1 pseudogene is annotated in these 545 nt (G+C 61.3%); it reads right to left on the minus strand.

Features of this window, described 5'->3' with window-relative positions:
• Positions 1-283, minus strand: a pseudogene (gene aroE, locus AC1DU6_RS35430) (shikimate dehydrogenase); the annotation flags it as partial.
• Positions 284-545: the final 262 nt, after the last annotated feature.

Below are 545 nucleotides of genomic sequence, written 5' to 3' on the forward strand. Positions count from 1 at the left end.
ACCATAGCGTGTTGGCGGCCCCGACGGCGCGCGCGCGGCGATCCGGCGCGGTGAGTTTCAGCACGCGCTCCTTATGCGGGATCGTCACATTGGCGCCGATGTAACCATGCTTGGACAGGTTCATCACGAATTCGGCCACGCCTTCCGGCGGAATCGACTCGATACTGTAGCCGCCCGGAATATCCATGCTGCGCAGCCAGTGATGGTGGATCAGTGGCGAGCGCGAATGTGCGGCAGGCCAGCCGATCAAACAGGCGGCGCGGGGCGAGGTCTCGTTCGGCATCATCCATCCTTCGCTTCAAGCGGAAGCGTGCGTAGCATAAAAATCATGCAGGGGCTCTTAATCATCCGACAGTTTTGCGGCGCACAGCAAGTCCGACAACGATGCAAACGATCAATATCGCAGCTGCGAGCAATTGCCGATGCCTCAGTGCAAGCTCGACGCCTCCTGGATCGCTGCAGCACGTCGGGTCTTGATCTCGCTGACGGCCGCTGCAACATCAGCACGGTATTTGACCAGCGGCGGTCGCGCGCCGTGGGTCAGC

It is taken from the genome of Roseateles sp. P5_B10 (assembly GCF_056400485.1).